This window comes from Bacillus sp. YBWC18 (assembly GCF_002998775.1).
Taxonomy (GTDB): domain Bacteria; phylum Bacillota; class Bacilli; order Bacillales; family Bacillaceae; genus Bacillus.
In genome coordinates, this window is the sequence record NZ_PVRI01000002.1 from 391,812 (window position 1) to 408,457 (window position 16,646).

Sequence of the window (16,646 nt, forward strand, 5' to 3'; positions counted from 1 at the left end):
ATAATAGCTTTTTTTATAATGAAAATATCGATTTTTTCGTATATTCAATAAATTTCTTTTATAATTAACCTTGCTGATTTCTTAAAAACTCAATGAACGCTTTCACAACAGATAAATGAAGGGAGTCTGGCTGGTACATAAGCCATGTATCTCTTAAAACAGGCTGTCCATCTTTATACGAAAGACCTTTTACAAATAACTCATCACTTGGTCTGAGGCAAATTTCTGGGACAATGGCATAACCTAAACCATGCTTGACCATCTCTTTTGATGTATCCTGGCGGTCTGTCTCCATCGTCACAAGTGGAGGCATGGTGAACGTTTCCTGCCACCATCTGTTAATCAATCGTTTTAATGAACTATCTGTATGATAGTCAATGAGCGGCAGATTTGGGAGGTCTTTCAGCTGGATTTCTGATTTTGAAATGATACAAAGCCGCTCTTTATCGAGCAAAAACCGTTCTCCATTCCAGTCGTAATCCCCTCTTAAAATGCCTAAATGTACACTTGATGTCCCTAATAAATCCATGACTTTTGTGCTCCAGCCTGTGTTTACCATAAATTGAACATGTGGATACTGCTTAGAAAATTCTTTTAAAATTTCTGGCAGCTTATACTGAGCAAAGTTACTTGAGACCCCTAACCGAATTGTCCCTTTGACCTTTTTTTGCATATTCAGCATGCCATCTTTCGTTTGTTGGAGCTGTTTGAGCATGTCATTTGCGTATTTAGCCAAGTACTCGCCCTCTGACGTAAATTCGATTCCTCGTTTTCTTTTAAAGAAAAGCTTCATATCAAACTCCTCTTCAAGCTGTTTCAATCGATAGCTTAAGGCAGGCTGAGAGACAAATAATTTTTCTGCCGCTTTTGTGATGTTCTTTTCTTCATAAAGCACCTTTAGAAACCGCCAATCTTTTTCATCCATTTTATGCCCTCCTTTTTTACTAATTATAAAATATTTTTATCGATTATTCTCAAAATAATGTATTTAACTTATTTCTTATTATACTTTACCATTTTGATTAGATAAACAGTTCATTAAAAAATTGAGGGTGAGAGTAATGAGAAAAGTTCCAATCACAATCATGCGAGGCGGTACAAGTAAAGGGGTATTCATTCAAGCAAACAATGCACCATTTGAACACGATGAGCTCGAGGCATTTCTACTAGACATTATGGGCAGCCCTGACCGGCTGCAGGTCGATGGAATCGGCGGCGGTAATTCTTTAACAAGCAAAGTGGCCATTATCGATAAAGCCACCCGCCCAGATGTGGATGTGAACTATACATTTGCACAAGTCAGCATTAATGAGAGATTTGTCGACTTTAAAGGAAACTGTGGGAACATCTCATCAGCTGTTGGACCATATGCCATCATTAAAGGACTTGTTCAAGCGGTCGAGCCCATTACGACTGTACGTATCCTCAATACCAACACAAATAAAGTCATTACAGCAGAGGTCGAAGTCGAAAATGGAGAAGTAAAATTTGAGGGACAGGCAGAAATTCCAGGAGTAAAAGGGACAGGTTCTCCCATTTATTTATCTTTTGAAAATCCTGAAGGTGCTGTCACAGGTAAAACCTTTCCGACTGGAAACAAAATTGATACGATTCAAACAAAGTTTGGAGAGATTCCCATCTCGATTGTTGACATTGCAAATCCAATTGCCTTTATTCGTGCCAAAGATATTCAATTAAAAGGAACTGAATTGCCTGAAGAGTTTACAGACGAATTATTGGATGATTTAGAAGAAATTCGTTCTATCGCTGCTGAAATGTGTCACTTTGCACCAAAAGAAATGGCGACATTACAGTCTCCAGCTGTTCCAAAGCTTGCGCTCATTAGCGAGCCTGCTGATTATGTAGATACTAATGGAATCTTGAGAAGAGTAGCCGATATGGACATCATCGTTCGTATGCTATCGATGCAAAGACCGCACCAAGCACTTGCCATTACCGGCTCTGTCTGCGTGACAGCCAGCTGTTTCTTGGATGAAACGCTTCCGGCTCAGCTGTTTAAAGGGCATGACGACACACTTCGTATTGGGCATCCTGCTGGGATTATGCAAACTGAAATTGACATCTCTCAAAACAGAGTCAAAGTCATTCGAACCGCAAGAGAAATTCTAGACGGGGTTGTCTTTACAAAACAAGACTATATCGTGCAGCCTCAGATCAAAAGAGAAGCCTAAAGCAGACGAGAACATCGTCTGCTTTTTTTAATGTTGAAGCGGGGCATCAATATCTCCAGCAGAATGAGCTTTTATCTGCCCTTTCTCATCTTTTAACTGGAGATGACCGTAGCGGTTGACTCCGCAGCAAATGCCTTCTTCCCATGTTTGTTTTTCACGATCTAACGAAATGCGAAGGGGCTTGTTGAGACGATATAACCGTTTGTTATAGAGGGCAGTGAGTGCTTGAAACCCTTCATTCTGCCAGCGTGAATGGTACTTTTCAAAAGCCGCTGCCAGTTCTTTCACTAGCTGATCGGCTTTCACCTCTGTCAGCTCTGATAAGCAAATGGTTTTGTACGGGACATGCTCCGGCTTCGTCTCTACATTGATGCCAACACCGATATAAATGGAACTGCGGTCTGCTTCAATTAATGTGCCGGATACCTTTGCTTCATTAATGAGAATATCATTAGGCCATTTGATCGCCAGCCGATCCTCCGCTCTCATGAGTGGTTTCAGAACATCATAGATTGCTAGTGCTGTCAGCGGGGCGATCGTTGACTGGGTGGAGAGTTCTGCTGGCGGTAAGACTGTCATGGTGACCGCCACATTCCCTAAAGGTGTTTCCCACGGCCTGCCGAGTCTGCCTCTTCCTGCTGTCTGCTGGCGTGCATAGACAGCAAATGAGGGCTTTTCTCCTTGCTGCATGAGCCTTTTCGCTTCATTATTTGTACTATCAATGGTGTCATATTGAAAAATCTTCATGTGTTCTCCTCTTGTTTCTTCTTGATATGATGCTTTTATTATAACAAAATGAAGCGTGCATGTTGATGAGCCAGCATGTTACTCATTTCGCTGCGCCTGAAACGTCTCTTTTTCTTCCTCTGTAAACGGGACAGATGCGCCTGTGTCTTTACTAATTTGCACCATGGTGACTGAGCCTGTAAAGCAAGGTTCCTGCTGCTCATTTTCTCCTAAATAATGAAGGATGAGTGAGCTTGATCCGACCTTTTCCGGCTTGACATACACACGAAGCCTCTCCCCAATCTCTACCTGCTTGATGTAATCACATTGCAGGTTTGCGACGACTGTAATGGTCTCCCTCACACGTTTCATCCGTTTATCAACAATTCCCGTCTTTTGAAAAAAGGCAATTCGTGCCTCTTCGAAATACACAAAAGGGGTGACATTGTTCATATGGCCAAACATATCCGTTTCTGAAAAACGAACGGTGGTTTCGACATAAAATCGAAAGGATGCCCTCCACTCTTCAAATGGTTCTTCAATATATGACGGCAATCTCACTTGATCATCTCCTTATTTGGAAACAAAACGCCTCTCCCGTATTGGAAGAGGCGTTTGTTTATATGTTGCATCCAGCCTCTTAAACACTCATCATGATTGGCAAAGAGGACTGAATGTGATGTTATTCTGCGTGATCGCTTCCGAAGAAGTTACGGAATGCTTGTAAAGTTGTATCTCGGTTAAGTGCTGCAATTGACGTTGTCAGCGGGATTCCTTTCGGACAAGCCTGCACACAGTTTTGGGAGTTCCCGCAGTTCGCAAGACCGCCGTCCCCCATAATTTCTTCTAGACGGTCAGACTTATTCATCGCACCTGTCGGATGTGCGTTAAATAAACGGACTTGTGAAAGCGGTGCAGGGCCCATAAAGGAAGACTTATCATTCACGTTTGGACAAGCTTCAAGGCAGACACCACATGTCATACATTTAGAAAGCTCATACGCCCATTGACGTTTTTTCTCAGGCATTCTTGGTCCAGGACCGAGATCATATGTGCCATCGATCGGTACCCATGCTTTCACCTTTTTCAAGGAATTGAACATCCGGCTTCTATCAACCTGCAAGTCTCTCACAACCGGGAATGTCTTCATCGGCTGAAGACGAATCGGCTGATCTAACTGATCGATGAGTGCTGTACATGACTGGCGCGGTGTTCCATTAATGACCATGGAACAAGCTCCGCACACCTCTTCAAGACAGTTCATATCCCAGTTAATCGCTGTTGTTTTTTCCCCTTGTTTATTGACCGGGTTCCGTCTTATTTCCATAAGGGCGGAAATGACGTTCATATTTGGGCGGTAAGGGATTTCGAATTCTTCATCATAAGGCTTTCCATCTGCTGTATCTTGACGTGTGATAATGAATTGAATCGTGTTTTTTTCACTCATCTTATTTCTCCACCTTTTTCTTCGAGTAATCTCGTTTACGAGGTGCAATTAACGATACATCGACGTCCTCATAGTGGAATGCAGGCTTTTGATTTTTCCCTTTGAACGTAGCCATCGTTGTTTTTAGGAATTCTTCATCGTTTCTTTCTGGGAAATCCGGTTTGTAGTGTGCGCCTCGGCTTTCATTCCGGTTGTATGCCCCAATCGTAATGACTCTTGCCAGCTGAAGCATGTTGTCAAGCTGACGTGTGAAGGCAGCGCCTTGGTTGCTCCATGAAGCTGTATCGTTGATGTTAATCTGCTTGTAGCGCTCCATTAATTCTTCGATCTTCTGATCTGTTTTTAAGAGTTTTTCATTGTAACGAACCACTGTGACGTTATCCGTCATCCATTCTCCAAGCTCTTTATGAAGCACGTATGCATTTTCTGTTCCGTCCATGTTGAGGATGTTGTCCCATTTCTCCTGCTCTTTCTTCACAGCGCTGTCAAATGTTGCAGAAGATAGGTCTTCCGCAGATTTTTCAAGGCCGCTAATGTACTTGACCGCATTTGGTCCAGCGACCATCCCGCCGTAAATCGCAGAAAGCAGTGAGTTTGCACCAAGTCTGTTTCCGCCGTGCATAGAGTAATCACATTCTCCGGCAGCGAATAGACCTTTGATATTCGTCATTTGATCATAATCAACCCATAATCCGCCCATTGAATAATGAACAGCAGGGAAAATTTTCATTGGGAGCTTACGCGGGTCATCACCCATGAATTTTTCATAGATTTCAATGATGCCGCCAAGTTTAATATCAAGTTCTTTTGGATCTTTATGAGAAAGATCGAGGTATACCATGTTCTCTCCGTTGATGCCAAGCTTTTGCTCGACACATACGTCGAAGATTTCACGCGTTGCGATATCACGCGGTACAAGGTTCCCGTATGCTGGGTATTTTTCTTCAAGGAAGTACCAAGGCTTCCCGTCTTTATATGTCCAAACACGTCCGCCTTCACCACGAGCCGATTCACTCATGAGACGAAGCTTGTCATCTCCAGGGATCGCTGTTGGGTGAATTTGAATGAATTCTCCATTTGCGTAATGAGCACCTTGCTGATAGACGATGGATGCAGCAGATCCAGTGTTGATCATCGAGTTCGTTGATTTACCGAACACAATTCCAGGACCACCAGTTGCCATGATCACTGCATCTGAACGGAAGGATTCAATTTCCATTGTCGTCAAGTTCTGCGCGACAATGCCTCGGCATACTTCCTCGTCATCTAACACAGCGCCAAGGAATTCCCAGCCTTCATATTTCGTGACAAGCCCTGCTACTTCATAGCGGCGAACCTGCTCATCTAGTGCATATAATAGCTGCTGACCTGTTGTAGCTCCAGCAAATGCTGTACGGTGGTGCTGTGTTCCCCCGAAGCGGCGGAAGTCCAGTAATCCCTCTGGTGTTCTGTTAAACATGACACCCATCCGATCAAGTAAGTGGATAATGGACGGCGCTGCTTCACACATTGCCTTTACTGGCGGCTGGTTGGCTAAGAAATCTCCGCCATACACCGTGTCATCAAAATGCTCATAAGGTGAATCCCCTTCACCTTTTGTATTGACCGCTCCGTTGATTCCGCCCTGTGCACAGACAGAATGCGAACGTTTCACAGGTACGATTGAAAATAGTTTAACAGCTGTTCCCGCTTCTGCTGCTTTGATAGTTGCCATGAGACCAGCTAAGCCGCCTCCGACAACGATGATGCTAGAATTACTCATTGTAGCCCCTCTCCCTCTTCTACTAATCTATTTCCTCTTAAACAAAAGCGAAAATTGCTCTTAGCCCTACATATGAAAGCGCTATAAATATACCTAATGTCACATATGTGGAGATTCTTTGTGAGCGTGGTGAAACAGTAATTCCCCAGCTGACAGCAAATGACCACAAGCCATTAGCAAAGTGGAAAATAGTAGATAAAACGCCGACAATATAGAAGCCTAGCATAAATGGAGAGCTTAAAATATTCGCCATCATGTCATAGTTCACTTCAGCTCCAAGCTGAGCTTGAATTCGTGTTTCCCATACGTGCCAAGTGACAAAAATTAATGTGATGATACCTGAAATCCTTTGCAGTCTGAACAACCAGTTTCTTAAGTAACTGAAGCGAGACGTGTTGTTTTGTGCCGTAAAGGCTATGTACACCCCATAAACAGCATGATAGATCAGTGGTAAGAAAATCACGAACAGCTCAAGTGCATATCTGAATGGAAGCTGTTCCATAAAGTGTGCAGCTTTGTTAAACGCCTCTGGTCCATTCGTCGCAAAGTGGTTAATCACTAAGTGCTGTACTAAAAATAGACCGACCGGAATGACGCCAAGCAAAGAATGCAATCTCCGATAAAAAAATTCTTTGTTCCCCGACATTACTTTACCCCCTAGTAAAAAGTGCAATTGCTGAAAATTGTCTTACCCCCGCTTCTTTCAATTGTAAGCACTTTATTCAAATTTATTGACAATTTCATTTTACTCCTATGTCAAAAAAGCGTCAAGAAACCGCGTACATAAATTAAAATTTTCCGAAATTTAAAAGTTTTAAATCAAAATTCGTTTTACTACAATAAGAATTTCTTAGACTTCAGGGAAAACTCTGTCATCATATGCTTACATAAGCTATAATAAATTGTTGAAAGAGGGGAGCCGTACAATGAATAAATTCGAATCTAACTTAGAACAGCTAAAAGAAATTGAAGTCAATGGATTTGCCTACGAGCTGATACGCGAAGTTCTGCTGCCTGATATTTTGGGTCAGGATCATTCAACTATGATGTATTTTGCGGGTAAACTGCTTGCTCGTAAATTTCCTCAAGAGTCATGGGAGAAGATCCCCGAATTTTTCCATGATGCCGGATGGGGAACGCTCACGATGGTCCATTCGAAAAAACAGGAAATTGAGTTTGAGCTCGAAGGTCCACTTGTATCAAATCGACTCACCTATCAAAAGGAGCCATGCTTTCAGACGGAAGCGGGTTTTATTGCTGAACAAATTCAGCTTCTCAACGAGCACGTGGCTGAATCTTATGAACAAGTGAAAAAGCGTGCTGATAAAGTCATTTTAACCGTTAAATGGGATTTAAGAGACCCTAGCTAACACTCTTTATGAAAGGCGCGGACTTCAGGTCACGCCTTTTTGTAGTCTTCTTCTATCATAGCATACTTAGTGAATGGGTTTACGCACGTTTTCCTTTCTGGTATGCGGCGCTTTCCATTAAAAAAGAGGTGCACTCTTTCATGAGATACACCTCCCTGCCTTTTTAAGAGTGAGCAGCTGCACTCACCTTTGATAAATCAAACGCATCATGCAGCGCTTCAACTGCTTTGACCATATCATCTCGGCCAACCACTGTTGAGACTTTGATTTCAGACGTACTGACCATTTTCACTTGTATGTCTTTTTCCGCTAACACAGCGAACATTTCAGCGGCTACGCCTGGATTTGAAACCATACCAGATCCAACGATAGATACTTTGGCTAATTTACTTTCTGTCTCGATCTGCTCGTAGCCAAGCGCTCCTTTATACTCTTCTAATACTTCAACTGTTTTGGACAAATCATCCGTTTTCACAGAGAAAGAGATGGACGTCTGATTGGTGCTTGTGACGGACTGAATGATGATATCGACATTGATATTTTGCTTCGCAAGCGTCGTAAAGATGGTCGACAATGTGGTGAGGCCGCTTGAAAGACCGCACACCGTCACGCGTGTAATCTGATCCTCAAATGCAATGCCTCTGACGACTAAATTTTGTTCCATGGATGATTCCTCCTCAATTAACGTACCCGATTCATTTTCAATACTAGAACGGACTTCTAGTGGGACTTGATAATTTTTTGCAAATTCAACAGCTCTCGGATGCAAGACGCCAGCTCCTAAATTAGCCAGTTCGAGCATCTCATCGTATGAAATACCTGCAAGTTTCCGCGCGGATGGTACATAACGCGGATCTGTCGTAAACACTCCTGGTACATCTGTGTAAATATCACATTTATCAGCCTTTAATGCGGCAGCAAGTGCCACAGCCGTTGTATCTGATCCACCGCGTCCAAGTGTTGTGATATGTAAGTCATCTGCAATTCCTTGGAAGCCAGCTACAACAACGACTTTTCCCGCACTTAATTCCTCTTTTATTCTTGATTCATCAATATCCACGATTCTTGCGTTACCATGTACTTGCTCTGTTTTCATACCAGCCTGCCAGCCTGTAAAGGAAATGGCATCATAGCCTTTTGCTTGCAGCGCCATCGTTAATAAGGAAATGGTCACTTGCTCTCCAGTTGCGAGCAGCATATCCATTTCTCTTTTGCTTGGATGATCTGTGAGTTCTTTCGCTAGGTCTACTAGAACATCCGTAGATTTGCCCATTGCCGACACAACCACAACCACATCATGTCCGGCCTCGCGTTCAGCGATGACTCTCTCTGCGGCATTGCGAATTTTTTCTGTTGATCCAACGGACGTTCCGCCAAATTTTTGTACAATTAGTCCCATGTCTACCACCCTTTTTCAAAAGATCACGTGTGAGAGAAGAGGCAAGAAGCGGCTTTGGAGACTGCCTGCTCACTGCAAATAAAAAAGCAATGAGAGAACAGATCTCCCATTGCTTTAAAATCATCATTAAACGATGCAAACAATGAGATAGCCCTCCAAGAAATACATTCTTGACAGCCCTACATTTCTTCAATGTACAGCCAGCGAATAAAATGAGTGGATTTTATTCACTTCGGCGACGCTCCCCTTTCAGCCCTCTTCCTAGATCCCATCGATCTCTGAAGGCTTACTCTTGAAGTTCGCACCTCTATCTTCAACAAACAACACGTTCATTTATTAAATTTAGTCACAATCTTAACAGACTTTTGGAAAAAGTACAATCTATTTTTTTAATGCTTCCATTAAAAGTTCGGCCGTCTGTTTCGGGATGCCAGCCTCCTGAAAGTCTTGGATAGAGGCTTCTTTCATCTTTTTCACAGAGCCAAAATGTTTAAGAAGTTGTTTTTTACGCTTTTCTCCGATACCTGGTACATCGTCTAAAATAGATTGAAATGCATTTTTTCCGCGCAGCTGCCTGTGAAAGCTAATCGCGAACCGGTGCACTTCATCTTGAATGCGCTGCAATAAATAGAAGGCCTGGCTATTCCGCTCCAGCGCAACAATTTCTAGTGTATCTCCTATCATCAGATTCGAAGTCCGGTGCTTTTCATCTTTCACTAGACCTGCCACTGGGACAGACAGATTCAATTCATTTTCAAGCACATCTATCGCTGCATTGATCTGTCCCTTTCCTCCGTCAATTAAAATTAAATCTGGCAGCGGCAGCTCATCCTTTAACACGCGGGTATATCGCCTTCTAATGACTTCACGCATAGATGCATAATCATCTGGCCCTGTGACGGTTTTAATTTTGTATTTTCGGTATTCCTTTTTATACGGCTTCCCGTCCTGAAAGACGACCATGGCAGAAACCGGGTCTGCACCTTGAATATTCGAGTTATCAAATGCTTCAATCCGGTACGGCATATAAATATTTAGTGCATCCCCAAGCTGCTTCACCGCACCAATGGACCGCTCTTCATCACGCTCAATGAGCGAAAATTTTTCTTTTAAGGCGATTTTGGCATTTTGATGGGCAAGTAAAAGCAAATCCTTTTTCTTTCCTTTTTTCGGCTGATGAACGTTCGTCTCGAGCAATTGTTCAATCATCTCTTGATCTACGCTGTCTGGCACCAAAATTTCCTTCGGCAGAAAGTGATTGTTCTTTGCATAAAATTGCCCCATAAACGTGAGGAACTCTTCCTCAGGGTCTTGATACATAGGAAATAGGCTGACATCGCGTTCAATCAATTTCCCCTGCCTGATGAAGAAGACCTGGACACACATCCAGCCCTTGTCATAGGCATATGCAAAGACATCTCGATCTGATAAATCGCTCATCGTCATTTTCTGCTTTTCCATCGTTGAGTCGATGTAAGCGATTTGGTCTCTCAGTTCTTTTGCCCGTTCAAACTCTAATTGTTCGGCGGCTTCCTGCATCTTTTCGTTTAGTTCTTTTTTGATTTGCTGATGCCCTCCGTTTAGAAACCTTGTGATTTCGTCCACGAGCTGCTTATTCGTTTCTTCAGAAATGTCATATACGCACGGCGCGAGACATTGTCCAAGATGATAATATAGACAGACGCGATCAGGAAGGGTTGCACATTTTCTCAGTGGATATAAACGGTCGAGTAGCTTCTTCGTTTCTCTGGCTGCTTGTACGTTCGGGTATGGTCCGAAATATTTCCCTTTGTCCTTTTTCACATTGCGGGTGACGATCAGCTTAGGATGCCGTTCATTCGTAATTTTAATAAAAGGATACGTTTTGTCATCCTTAAGCATGACGTTGTATTTTGGGTCGTATTTTTTGATTAAATTCAGCTCTAAAATGAGTGCCTCGATATTAGAAGAGGTGACAATGTATTCAAAGTCCTCAATTTCACTGACAAGCCGCTGCGTTTTGGCGTCATGAGATCCCGTGAAATAAGAGCGCACTCTATTTTTTAAGACCTTTGCCTTTCCCACATAAATGACTGTATTTTGTCGATCTTTCATTAAGTAGCAGCCTGGTTGATCTGGCAAGACCGATAGCTTTTCTTTGATCAGTTTGTTCATATTTTCATCCGTCCTTGTTTTCCTCTTTCACTCCTTCTAGTGTATCACGAACATTTGTTTTATACCATGTTGAAAGAAAAGCGGCTCTCGTCTTTACGAGAACCGCTTCAGTGAGTATGCCGCTCGGGCATAGACAGGTTTATAGATGTTTGTTGACAAGTTCAGCAAGTGCTTCTTTTGGTTTGAAACCAACAGATGTTTCTACCACTTCACCGTCTTTTAAAACAAGAAGTGTTGGGATACTCATCACGCCGTATTTACCAGCAGTTTCTTGGTTATCGTCTACATCAATTTTTACAATTTTCATTTTGTCGCCCATTTCTTGATCAAGTTCTTCAAGAACTGGAGCAATCATTTTACATGGTCCGCACCATGGTGCCCAAAAGTCCGCAAGAACAACACCTTCTGCAGTTTCTTGTGAAAATGTTGCGTCAGTCGCTTTTACGATTGCCATTATTCATTCCTCCAATGTAAATTATGCTTTTTAGTATAGCATCTACCAATGTGACTTGCGAATGAAATGCTTACGAATCATTTTTTATGAAATGAATTAAAAAACAAACCGTACAATCGCACCAATGACAACAATTGCACCGATAATCATGAGAATCGTTCTAAGCATATAAATAACTCCCTTTCCGCTTCATTTACAATGTATGATGCCCCAACATCCTGCTCATCAAACATCTAAATATGCGATCAAGCCAGATCGACCGTGATCATCACCACCGACATTGGCGGCAGATCTATGGTCAATTCACCGGGTTTTACAGCAAATTGCTGAAACTCTGCTGGCTGGACAGCATGAGGATCGTCAAATGTGTTGTGCGCATTCATGCGGTCCGCTGTCAGCACGCGGCCCGTGACTTTCGTTTGAGCATCCAAACCTTCAATGGCAAGGGATACTTCGTTTTGTTCATGCGGATTCAGGTGACAGAAGCTAATATGCATCTTATCTGACGAACGCGAAGCTGACACACTAACCTGAGGTATTTTTTCTCCTCTGCGTTCATAAGGCGTTGACACAAACTCCACTTCAAGTGCTTCTTCCTCTTGATGCACTTGAAACATGTGAAACACATGATACGTAGACGTTAGGAGCATCTTTTCGTCTTCCGTTAACACCATTGCTTGCAGAACATTGACCGTCTGGGCAATATTCGCCATATGAATCCGCTGGCAATGACGATGAAATATATGAAAATGCAGAGCACAAACAAGGGCGTCTCTTAGTGTGTTTTGCTGATACAAAAACCCAGGATTTGTCCCTGGCTCTGGGTCATACCATGTTCCCCATTCATCAATAATCATCCCGATTCGCTTGTCTGGATCATAACGATCCATGATCTCTCCATGATCCACGACAAGCCGTTCCATCTCATAGGCTTTTTTCAACGTGATAAACCATTCATCCTCATCAAATTCAGTCGCTGACCCTTTTTTCTCCCATGTACCGGGTACAGTGTAGTAATGCAAACTGAGTCCATCCATCCAAGGTGCGGCCCGCTCCATTAATACTTTTGTCCAATTCACGTCATTTGAATTTGCGCCGCACGCGATTTTGTATATCGTCTGACCCGCAAACTCTCTCACATACGTTTGATAACGTTTATATAAATCAGCATAGTATTCAGGCGTCATATTCCCGCCGCAGCCCCAGCTTTCATTGCCTACACCAACATAGGTCAGCTTCCAAGGTTCTTGTTTTCCATTTTGAATACGCCAATCAGACATAGGTGTTCCCTTTGGAAATGTAATATACTCGACCCATTCTGCTAATTCTTGAACAGACCCGCTTCCCACATTCCCGCAAATATAAGGCTCACATTCAAGCAGCTCACACAATTTCATAAATTCATGCGTACCAAATGCATTGGATTCAACCGTGCCGCCCCAATGAGTGTTCACCATCGGTTTTCGTTCACTGAGATCACCTACACCATTTGCCCAATGATACTCGTCTGCGAAGCAACCGCCTGGCCACCTAAGCACCGGAATATGTAATGCTTGAAGAGCCTTTAGCACATCCGTACGAATCCCCTCAATATGATCAATCGCTGAATCTTTTCCTACCCAAATCCCGTCATAAATCCCTCTTCCTAAATGCTCTTGAAAGTGTCCATAGATGTGTTTAGAAATACGTCCGATCACGTCATTGACTTTTACTGTCCCCTTCACTTGTCAACCGCTCCTTTGTTTATTGATTACATACAAAAAAACCCAGAATACCTAGGCATTCTGAGTGTATGAGCGTTACGAGTGGATATTCATCTTTTTTAACTCTTCATTCAAAAGCGGTACCACTTCAAACAAATCACCGACGATTCCATAATCGGCAATTTTGAAGATCTCGGCTTCTGGGTCTTTGTTAATCGCCACAATGACTTTACTGTTAGACATTCCGGCTAAATGCTGAATCGCCCCTGATATCCCGCACGCAATATAGAGATCAGGTGTGACGACCTTACCTGTTTGCCCAATTTGCAGGGCATAATCACAGTAGTCTGCATCACAGGCGCCACGCGAGGCACCGACTGCTGCGCCCAGCGTTTCGGCGAGTTCATTCAGTGGTTCAAACCCTTCCTTGCTCTTGACCCCGCGTCCCCCGGCGACGATGACCTTTGCTTCAGATAAATCTACACCTTCTGACGTTTTTTTAATGACTTCCTTCACAATCGTTCGCAGGTTCTGAATATCGACAGAAACGGGTGTAATGTCTCCGCTTCGTGAGGCATCCCGCTCAAGAGGTGCCACGTTGTTTGGCCGTATGGTCGCCAAAAGCAGACGATCTGTTGAAATCACTTTTTCGAAGGCTTTACCAGAGTAAATCGGTCTAGTGAAAACGAGGTGTTCTCCGGTAACGCTTACATCAATCGCATCTGAAATTAGGCCAGTCTGCAAGCGTGCAGCTATTTTCGGCGACAAGTCTTTTCCGATAGACGTATGGCCAAAGAGTACGGCATCTGGGTCAACCTGATCTAATATCGCTTGAAGCGCCTGCGCAAAACCATCTGATGTATAGTATGAAAGGTGCGGATGCTCCACAATCATGACATGATCCGCTCCATAGTAAAGCAGTTCATTCGCTAGGTCTTTGACGTCTTCCCCTATTAACACGCCAATGACTTCACCGCCATCTGCCACTTGATGAGCGGCAGCAATGGCTTCAAATGTCACATTTCTTAATTTACCGTCACGACTTTCTCCAAGTACAACAACTTTTTTACTCATCTTTCAAGTTCCCCCTTGTTCTCGTGATATCGTAAAGCGGATGTTTAGATGACCTTTGCTTCGTTTCTTAGTAGATCTGTCAGTTCTTTGACTTGATCCTGAAGCTCACCGCTGAGCACCTTGCCACCCTCTTTTTTCTCCGGTAAGAAACGTTCAATTGTTTTGATTTTATATGGCACATCGTCTTCATCAAGATCTAAATCATCAAGTTCCACTTCTTCTAAAGGCTTTTTCTTTGCCTTCATAATGCCTGGTAATGATGGATAGCGAGGCTCATTGAGTCCTTGCTGGGCAGTGACGACAAGCGGGAGCTCGGCAGAAATGACTTCCACGTCACCTTCCGCATCTCGTTCAATCGAAGCAGAGCCTCCGTCAATTTGAATACTTGTAATCGTTGTGACATATGAAAAGCCAAGTAATTCAGCAAGACGCGGGGCAACCTGTCCAGAGCCCCCGTCAATTGCCACATTCCCTGCTAAAATTAAGGAAGCCTCTTTGTCTTTTAAATAGTGGTAAAGAATCGTAGAAGCTGAATATTGATCCCACTCTTCTAAGTCGTCTTCCACATTTAATAAAACGGCTTGATCGCAGCCCATAGCGAGCGCTGTTCTCAGCTGCTTCTCCGCATCCTCACTGCCAACTGTCACAACGGTCACTTCTCCCCCGTGCTCGTCACGAAGCTGGATGGCTTCTTCTATGGCGTACTCGTCATAAGGATTAATAATGAACTCTGCTCCATCTTCTTGAATTGCACCAGACTGAATGGAAATCTTCTCTTCCGTGTCAAACGTACGCTTCATCAAAACAAATATATTCATCCATTTCTCCCCCTTGTGTCGTTCTAATCCCTTATTCCCCTTTAAAATTCGGTTTGCGCTTTTCGATAAAGGCTTGGATACCTTCTTTGGCATCATTCGATTGGAAAATCTCACCGAACTTTTTGGCTTCCAGTTTCATTCCGCCATCATATGAATACAATTTTGTTGCGTTCAATAAATCCAGCACATACTCGAGTGATTTTGGGCTTTTCGTTGCAAATTTTGCCGCAAGTGTTTTGGCTTCTTCAAGCGCCTCTTCCTCTGTTTCTGCCAGCTTTGAAACAAGTCCGCAGGCGAATGCTTCTTCACCTGTAATCGGTTCAGCTGTACCCATCATTTCCAGAGCTTTAGCCGAACCAACATAGCGCGGCAGGCGCTGCGTGCCGCCGAATCCTGGAATGATGCCGAGGTTTAGTTCCGGCAGTCCAAGCTTCGCATCTTTTGTTGCGATTCGGATATCACAAGACATTGCAAGCTCAAGGCCCCCGCCTAATGCAGCTCCGTGAATCGAGGCAATGACTGGTTTTGGACATTGCTCTATCCGTTCAAAGACCTGCTGCCCTCTGTCTGCAAGGCTTGAATAGTCAGACTCTTCCTGTAACGTCGTAAATTCCTTAATATCAGCACCTGCTGAGAAAAATCTTCCTTCTCCGTGGATCACAATGGCTCTTACTTCTTCATTTTGTTCGAGCTGGTCAAACATGTCATTTAGCTCGGTGAGCAGCTGAGAAGATAAGGCGTTTGCTGGTGGATGCTGAATCGTAATAAGTGCTGTCTGTCCTTCATGATGTAAGGTGAGTATCTTTTCCATGTCAATCATCCTTTTTCAAAATGTCTTTAAGATTGATGTATTCCGTTTAAGAGTAGATCACGTACGTTTTCTGCGAGTGCAGGAAGATCATATTTTTGATCATTCATGACCCATGTTGTAGCGGTCTCATCAATCGTCCCAAATACCATTTGTCTCGCTAAGCGGACATCTAGATTTTGTCTAAATTCTCCTGTTTTCTTTCCTTCTGCTAAAATCGACTCGAGCATATTTAAATACCCTTTCAGCACCTCATTGATTTTTTGCCGCAGCTCAAGGTTTGACTGCCTGAGTTCGAGCTGTGTCACAAGAGCCAAATGATGATTTTGCGCAAGCATACGAAAATGCTCCTCAATGAGCAGTAAAAGCTTTTCTTTCGCCGACGGTTTCTTTTGAATATCTGTTTCCATACGTTCGATGAATTGTCCCATTTTTTCTTTGAACAATGAGATCAAAATATCCTCTTTATTTTTGAAATAAAGATAAATGGTTCCGTCTGCTACCCCTGCTTGTTTCGCAATCTTTGAAACTTGTGATTGATGATAGCCGTTCTCTGCAATCACCACAACTGCTGCATCAATAATTTGCATGTACTTCGGTCTTTTCTGCTTCAATGTGCTTCGTCCCTTTCTAAATTGAATGAGTATTCATTCATAACTTCATGTTAAAAAGAAACGGGCGATTTGTCAAGTGATCTTCTTGTTTCTTTTCCACCTTTAGCATAACAGAGCAGGCGGTC

At 43.1% G+C, this 16,646-nt stretch carries 16 protein-coding genes and 1 riboswitch; of the genes, 2 read left to right on the forward strand and 14 right to left on the reverse strand.

Features of this window, described 5'->3' with window-relative positions; all coding sequences use genetic code 11:
• Positions 1-64: 64 nt before the first annotated feature.
• A complete protein-coding gene (locus tag C6348_RS08300; protein WP_024423208.1) occupies positions 65-925 on the reverse strand; it encodes a LysR family transcriptional regulator in 861 nt (286 codons plus the stop codon).
• 136 nt (positions 926-1,061) lie between these two features.
• Here C6348_RS08300 and C6348_RS08305 point away from each other — a divergent pair, with 136 nt between their 5' ends.
• Positions 1,062-2,192, forward strand: a complete 1,131-nt coding sequence (locus C6348_RS08305) for a 2-methylaconitate cis-trans isomerase PrpF family protein (protein WP_106042601.1) — start codon at positions 1,062-1,064, stop codon at positions 2,190-2,192.
• A 27-nt stretch (positions 2,193-2,219) separates the two neighbouring features.
• Here the strand turns inward: C6348_RS08305 and C6348_RS08310 are convergent, their stop codons facing one another.
• From C6348_RS08310 to C6348_RS08330, 5 genes are all read right to left on the reverse strand, one after another.
• Entirely contained in the window at positions 2,220-2,939 is a 720-nt protein-coding gene (locus C6348_RS08310) for a biotin--[acetyl-CoA-carboxylase] ligase (RefSeq protein ID WP_106042603.1), read from the reverse strand.
• A gap of 78 nt (positions 2,940-3,017) precedes the next feature.
• Positions 3,018-3,479, reverse strand: coding sequence for an acyl-CoA thioesterase (locus C6348_RS08315; RefSeq protein ID WP_060596955.1), 462 nt, complete (start codon positions 3,477-3,479; stop codon positions 3,018-3,020).
• Between the two features lie 121 nt (positions 3,480-3,600).
• Positions 3,601-4,365, reverse strand: coding sequence for a succinate dehydrogenase iron-sulfur subunit (gene sdhB, locus C6348_RS08320; RefSeq protein ID WP_060596956.1), 765 nt, complete (start codon positions 4,363-4,365; stop codon positions 3,601-3,603).
• Between the two features lies 1 nt (position 4,366).
• Complete coding sequence (gene sdhA, locus C6348_RS08325; protein WP_106042605.1) at positions 4,367-6,127, reverse strand: succinate dehydrogenase flavoprotein subunit; 1,761 nt, start codon at positions 6,125-6,127, stop codon at positions 4,367-4,369.
• A gap of 37 nt (positions 6,128-6,164) precedes the next feature.
• Positions 6,165-6,773, reverse strand: a complete 609-nt coding sequence (locus C6348_RS08330) for a succinate dehydrogenase cytochrome b558 subunit (RefSeq protein WP_047945318.1) — start codon at positions 6,771-6,773, stop codon at positions 6,165-6,167.
• A 280-nt stretch (positions 6,774-7,053) separates the two neighbouring features.
• Here C6348_RS08330 and C6348_RS08335 point away from each other — a divergent pair, with 280 nt between their 5' ends.
• Positions 7,054-7,497, forward strand: a complete 444-nt coding sequence (locus C6348_RS08335; protein WP_106042607.1) for a YslB family protein — start codon at positions 7,054-7,056, stop codon at positions 7,495-7,497.
• A gap of 163 nt (positions 7,498-7,660) precedes the next feature.
• On the opposite strand, the gene C6348_RS08340 is transcribed toward C6348_RS08335, so the two are convergent.
• From C6348_RS08340 to fadR, 8 genes are all read right to left on the reverse strand, one after another.
• Positions 7,661-8,896, reverse strand: a complete 1,236-nt coding sequence (locus C6348_RS08340; protein WP_106031208.1) for an aspartate kinase — start codon at positions 8,894-8,896, stop codon at positions 7,661-7,663.
• A 140-nt stretch (positions 8,897-9,036) separates the two neighbouring features.
• Positions 9,037-9,214, reverse strand: a riboswitch (Lysine riboswitch).
• Between the two features lie 63 nt (positions 9,215-9,277).
• The gene (uvrC, locus tag C6348_RS08345) at positions 9,278-11,050 is read right to left on the reverse strand and encodes an excinuclease ABC subunit UvrC (RefSeq protein ID WP_066030578.1); all 1,773 of its coding nucleotides are present in this window, start codon (positions 11,048-11,050) and stop codon (positions 9,278-9,280) included.
• A gap of 139 nt (positions 11,051-11,189) precedes the next feature.
• Complete coding sequence (trxA, locus tag C6348_RS08350; RefSeq protein ID WP_007501629.1) at positions 11,190-11,504, reverse strand: thioredoxin; 315 nt, start codon at positions 11,502-11,504, stop codon at positions 11,190-11,192.
• A gap of 245 nt (positions 11,505-11,749) precedes the next feature.
• Positions 11,750-13,228, reverse strand: coding sequence for an alpha-N-arabinofuranosidase (locus C6348_RS08355; protein WP_106042609.1), 1,479 nt, complete (start codon positions 13,226-13,228; stop codon positions 11,750-11,752).
• A 75-nt stretch (positions 13,229-13,303) separates the two neighbouring features.
• The gene (locus C6348_RS08360) at positions 13,304-14,281 is read right to left on the reverse strand and encodes an electron transfer flavoprotein subunit alpha/FixB family protein (RefSeq protein ID WP_060596960.1); all 978 of its coding nucleotides are present in this window, start codon (positions 14,279-14,281) and stop codon (positions 13,304-13,306) included.
• A gap of 44 nt (positions 14,282-14,325) precedes the next feature.
• Positions 14,326-15,099, reverse strand: coding sequence for an electron transfer flavoprotein subunit beta/FixA family protein (locus C6348_RS08365; protein WP_060596961.1), 774 nt, complete (start codon positions 15,097-15,099; stop codon positions 14,326-14,328).
• 31 nt (positions 15,100-15,130) lie between these two features.
• On the reverse strand, positions 15,131-15,910 hold the full coding sequence (locus C6348_RS08370) for an enoyl-CoA hydratase (protein WP_060596962.1): 780 nt from the start codon (positions 15,908-15,910) through the stop codon (positions 15,131-15,133).
• Between the two features lie 26 nt (positions 15,911-15,936).
• Positions 15,937-16,521 carry a fatty acid metabolism transcriptional regulator FadR gene (gene fadR / locus C6348_RS08375; RefSeq protein ID WP_003216590.1) on the reverse strand — a complete coding sequence of 195 codons (585 nt, stop codon included), beginning with the start codon at positions 16,519-16,521 and terminating at the stop codon, positions 15,937-15,939.
• Positions 16,522-16,646 lie beyond the last annotated feature (125 nt).

What these genes read in the sequence shown, in the direction of transcription:
- C6348_RS08300 (WP_024423208.1), bottom strand. Translation starts at nt 925, where the DNA reads ATGGATGAAAAAGATTGGCGGTTTCTAAAGGTGCTTTATGAAGAAAAG.
- C6348_RS08305 (WP_106042601.1), top strand. Translation starts at nt 1,062, where the DNA reads ATGAGAAAAGTTCCAATCACAATCATGCGAGGCGGTACAAGTAAAGGG.
- C6348_RS08310 (WP_106042603.1), bottom strand. Translation starts at nt 2,939, where the DNA reads ATGAAGATTTTTCAATATGACACCATTGATAGTACAAATAATGAAGCG.
- sdhB (WP_060596956.1), bottom strand. Translation starts at nt 4,365, where the DNA reads ATGAGTGAAAAAAACACGATTCAATTCATTATCACACGTCAAGATACA.
- sdhA (WP_106042605.1), bottom strand. Translation starts at nt 6,127, where the DNA reads ATGAGTAATTCTAGCATCATCGTTGTCGGAGGCGGCTTAGCTGGTCTC.
- C6348_RS08330 (WP_047945318.1), bottom strand. Translation starts at nt 6,773, where the DNA reads ATGTCGGGGAACAAAGAATTTTTTTATCGGAGATTGCATTCTTTGCTT.
- C6348_RS08335 (WP_106042607.1), top strand. Translation starts at nt 7,054, where the DNA reads ATGAATAAATTCGAATCTAACTTAGAACAGCTAAAAGAAATTGAAGTC.
- C6348_RS08340 (WP_106031208.1), bottom strand. Translation starts at nt 8,896, where the DNA reads ATGGGACTAATTGTACAAAAATTTGGCGGAACGTCCGTTGGATCAACA.
- uvrC (WP_066030578.1), bottom strand. Translation starts at nt 11,050, where the DNA reads ATGAACAAACTGATCAAAGAAAAGCTATCGGTCTTGCCAGATCAACCA.
- trxA (WP_007501629.1), bottom strand. Translation starts at nt 11,504, where the DNA reads ATGGCAATCGTAAAAGCGACTGACGCAACATTTTCACAAGAAACTGCA.
- C6348_RS08360 (WP_060596960.1), bottom strand. Translation starts at nt 14,281, where the DNA reads ATGAGTAAAAAAGTTGTTGTACTTGGAGAAAGTCGTGACGGTAAATTA.
- C6348_RS08365 (WP_060596961.1), bottom strand. Translation starts at nt 15,099, where the DNA reads ATGAATATATTTGTTTTGATGAAGCGTACGTTTGACACGGAAGAGAAG.
- C6348_RS08370 (WP_060596962.1), bottom strand. Translation starts at nt 15,910, where the DNA reads ATGGAAAAGATACTCACCTTACATCATGAAGGACAGACAGCACTTATT.